Below are 4,143 nucleotides of genomic sequence, written 5' to 3'. Positions count from 1 at the left end.
AAATACAACATTATTACCTGAAGATTCTCAAGCTTTTATTAAAAATAAAGATTTGAAATTTTTTGATTTAACCTACAATAGATTACTTCAAAGAATGAATGAGTCTGAAGCTATTTATAAAGATGTTTTAGAGAAGCCATTTAATTTTAAATTGGATGAAAGTATTAGTGTGGATTATGAAAAAATCCCATTTGCTAAAAACAAAAAAGAGTTATATCAAATCTGGGAAAAACAGCTAAAATTTTCTGTATTGTCTTCTATTGATGACAAAGAAAAAATCCAAGAGAAAGCTGATGCTACTAATAAAGTTGAAGTTAAAACTTTTGCTGAATTAGAAAAAGAAGCGAGAGAATCAATCGAAAAAAACTTAGACGATAACTATTTGAATTTTAAAGATTTTAATAGAGATGATTGGTTTGGTGTTTATTTGAATTCAATTGTTGAGCGATTTGATCCTCATACATTCTATTTTTCACCTGAAAATAAAGAGCGTTTTGATGTAAGTATGAGTGGAACATTCGAAGGAATTGGAGCACGTTTACAAAAGAAAAATGTTGGAGTAGAAGTTTCTGAATTAATTTCAGGTGGGCCAGCTTGGAAAGGAAAAGATTTAGAACAAGGAGATATCATCATAAAAGTTGCTCAAGGAAAAGAACAGCCAATCGATATAACTGGAATGCGAATTGATGACGTAGTTAAGAAAATTAAAGGTCCAAAAGGAACTGAGGTTCGTTTAACAGTAAAACGCGTTGATGGAACAGTAAAAGTAATTTCAATTATCAGAGACGTTGTTGAAACGGAAGAAACCTTTGCAAAATCTAGTACTGTTGTTAAAGACGGAAAATTATTTGGTATAATTTATTTGTCTAAATTCTATATTTCTTTTGACAACAAAGACAAAAGAGATGCTTTTAAAGACGTAGCGATCGAAATTGAACGTTTAAAGAAACAAAAAGTTCAAGGAATTATTATGGATTTAAGAGACAATGGTGGAGGTTCGTTGCAAACGGTTGTAGATATGGTTGGTTTGTTTATTGATAAAGGGCCAGTTGTACAAGTTAAATATGCAAAATCTGAACCAAATATATTAGATGATAAAGATTCTAGTGTTCAATGGGATGGTCCATTAGTAGTTATGGTAAATGGGTATTCAGCTTCAGCTTCAGAGATTTTTGCAGCTGCTATTCAAGATTACAAACGTGGTGTTGTTATAGGAAGTAAACATACTTATGGAAAAGGTACTGTTCAAAACGTAATTGATTTAAATGATATGGTTAGAGGAAACTCTTTAGGTGATTTAGGTTCTTTAAAAACGACTATTCAAAAATTCTATAGAATTAACGGAGGTTCAACTCAAAGAGAAGGAGTATTGTCTGATATAGTCTTGCCAGATCGTTTTGCTTATTTTGACACAGGAGAAAGAGATGAGCCAGAAGCATTGCCTTGGGATAAAATTGCCCCTGCAAGTTACAACACCACAGGTGCTAACTTTGATGTAGTATTAGCTAATAGTAAAATGAGAGTTGAGAAAAATCCTGAGTTTAACTTAATTGATTCTTACGCGAAATGGAATTTTGAACGTAAAGATGATAAAGAGGTAAGTTTAAATTATGTTCTATACAAGAAAGAATTAGCTGAATTAGAGACTAAAAATAAAACTTATGATGGCCTTAAAACCTATAAAAATAATTTAACTTTTACTTCATTACCATATGAAATGGAAGAATTTAAAAAAGATACTTTATTAAAAGACAAAAGAGATAGATGGCATGTTGAATTAAGTAAAGATCCTTATGTAGATGAGTCATTAAATGTAATACAAGACATTGCTAAATTAGTAAAATCTTCAAACTATGTTTCAGTGAATAAGTCAAGAAAATAAGATTAAAATAGGTTAAAATTAAAAAATCCCATTTGAGAAAATGGGATTTTTTTTGACTTTATTCTTTTGAAGCTTTTCTTTTTTCTTGTTCTTTTAAAATTGTATTTAGATAAGGTTTGATAATAGCGTTAATTTCATTTTCACTTAGAGATAATGCTTTTGGATTGTTTACTAATTGTAACCATGGTTTTGGTTCGTCAAAATTATAACTACCAAAAATGACAACGGGTGTTCCTTTTATTTTTACAGTTTCAGCATTCGCTAATTCCCATTGATCTGCCCAATTATATAAATGTTTTGCATCTTTTTCTAACAATCTCAAACAAGAGTGAGAAGCAGGATAACCAGGTAAACTGTACTCGTGAAAACCAATACCTTCTTTGTTTTCAATATTAAAATTCCATTTTAATTCCCATTCATCATTAAAGGTGCTTGTTGTTTCCTCAGCTTGCCAGTTGGTAAAAAATAAACCAGTCGGAGTTTTGTGTATTTTACTCCCCATACTTGTTGGCCCTGCATAAGTTAAAATACCATATTCATAAGTCGCAAAAGCTTGTGTTGGATAAGAAAACACTATAATTTTATCTACATTGTTTAAAGAATATACTTCAAAAGGAAAGGGCAAATAAAATTCTTTATCACCAGTTAAATTTGTTGGAATAATTATTGAATCCAATTTTGTAAAGTTTTCTTTATCAACTCTGTTTATTGAATAAGCAATATCTAAAATTTTAGTATTGTTTTTATTTTTCTCAAGCCATTTTTTAGTATTATTTAATTTAAAAGATATATTTTTCGGTTCTTTTCTTTCTGGTAGTTTTTTAGTTGGTTCTTTCGTTTCGTTTTTACATGAGAGCAGAAACAAAGTAATAAAACTTAATGTAATAATTGATTTTTTCATAACTATTTAATTTTTGTAAAATTGACTTAAATAGTATTAAAGTGACTTACATAATTTTTTAAAACTTTTATTAACTTCACATATTTGAGCAAAAAAAATCCCTTTCAAATTAAGAAAGGGATTTTTTATAGATAAAAGATTTAAACTATTTTAATAATTTGTTTAGATCTTTCTTGTCTTTTTCTAAGTCAAGTTGTAAATCATTGATTTTGTTTTCCTTTTTCAACAATTTTTCTCTCAATTTAACATCTTCATTAGGAGAAAGTTTTCCTTTTAATTTGTTTTTTTCATATTTGGCTCTTTCATTCTTTAAATCGGCAGTTGCTTTTTTAATTTTATCTTCTGTTTTTTCAACATTCTTAGTAGCATTATCTAATTTCTTTTTTTCTTTTTCTATTTTTTTTTAATGCTTTTTCTGAAGATTTTCTATCTTTTTCTGCTTTTTTAGCTTCTTTTTTTAGCTTTTTCAAGTTCTTTTTGATGCTCTTTTTCTATATCATTTTTTTCCTTTTCAGCCTTTTCTAATTGTTTTTTTTCAGCTTCAAGCTCATTTTTTTCTTCTTTCAATCTGTCTTTTTCTGCTTGTACATTTGCTTTTTTTTCTTTTTCTAATTCTAAAGGTGCAGTTTTAGCAGAATCAATTGACACAGAGGCAACTTTTACAGGTTCTTGACTAAATCCAAATTGAAATGCTAAGATAGTTATTGCAAGTATTAATTTTGTTTTCATAGTGTTTTTATTAATTTAATTTATCTTTACAAAGTTAAGAAAAAACAAGTTAAAGAGATTTTTATAATTATGAAGAACGTCAAATTTTTATTATTATTCGCCATACTGCAGTTTTTATCCTGTAAACAGGTAAATTCTATTGATATAGTCGATGAAAGTCTACCATCATCTACATACTCTCAAGATTCTAAGTTTGATTATTTGCCAACTTCAACCTCAAATGATGTTTATACGAATGATGCTTATACTTTTTCTTACAAGGAAAATTTTGAACAAGCTGAATGGGTAGCATATGAGTTAACTAAAAGTGATATGTCTAAAGGAGATTATAAAAGACCTTATTTTAACCAAGATAAATCAGTGAAAACAAAATCGGCTGATTGGAGAAACTTTAAGAATTCAGGTTATAACAAAGGGCATCTTTGTCCGGCTGCAGATAGAAAAAGTTCTTATGAAATGTATGAGTTGACTTTTTTAACTTCAAATGCTTCTCCACAATTATATGATTTTAATGCTGGAATTTGGAATCGATTAGAACAGAAAACAAGGTATTGGGCAGAACGATATGATGGTATTTATGTAATTACTGGAGGTGTTTTAGAAGACGGATTAAAAACAATTGGTATAGAAG

4 protein-coding genes are annotated in these 4,143 nt (G+C 28.5%); 2 read left to right on the top strand and 2 right to left on the bottom strand.

Translation table 11 applies throughout. The annotated features are described in order from the left end of the window. Positions 1 to 1,882, top strand: a 1,882-nt coding sequence (locus tag AACZ53_RS14060) for a carboxy terminal-processing peptidase (protein ID WP_339839754.1), incomplete at its 5' end; no start/stop codon positions are given. Between the two features lie 58 nt (positions 1,883 to 1,940). On the opposite strand, the gene AACZ53_RS14055 is transcribed toward AACZ53_RS14060, so the two are convergent. Together AACZ53_RS14055 and AACZ53_RS14050 are read right to left on the bottom strand one after the other, a co-directional pair. After that, entirely contained in the window at positions 1,941 to 2,783 is an 843-nt protein-coding gene (locus AACZ53_RS14055) for a L,D-transpeptidase (RefSeq protein WP_339839751.1), read from the bottom strand. 444 nt (positions 2,784 to 3,227) lie between these two features. Continuing rightward, complete coding sequence (locus AACZ53_RS14050; protein ID WP_339839749.1) at positions 3,228 to 3,512, bottom strand: hypothetical protein; 285 nt, start codon at positions 3,510 to 3,512, stop codon at positions 3,228 to 3,230. Positions 3,513 to 3,581: 69 nt separating this feature from the next. On the opposite strand from AACZ53_RS14050, the gene AACZ53_RS14045 reads away from it, so the two are divergent. Next, positions 3,582 to 4,143 (top strand): DNA/RNA non-specific endonuclease (locus AACZ53_RS14045; RefSeq protein ID WP_339839747.1); only part of this gene is annotated, 562 nt, incomplete at its 3' end.

It is taken from the genome of uncultured Flavobacterium sp. (assembly GCF_963975005.1).
GTDB lineage: Bacteria > Bacteroidota > Bacteroidia > Flavobacteriales > Flavobacteriaceae > Flavobacterium.
The sequence above is the reverse complement of the archived record's forward strand: the minus strand, read 5'-3'. Positions and strand labels throughout refer to the sequence as shown.

What these genes read in the sequence shown, in the direction of transcription:
- AACZ53_RS14055 (WP_339839751.1), bottom strand. Translation starts at nt 2,783, where the DNA reads ATGAAAAAATCAATTATTACATTAAGTTTTATTACTTTGTTTCTGCTC.
- AACZ53_RS14050 (WP_339839749.1), bottom strand. Translation starts at nt 3,512, where the DNA reads ATGAAAACAAAATTAATACTTGCAATAACTATCTTAGCATTTCAATTT.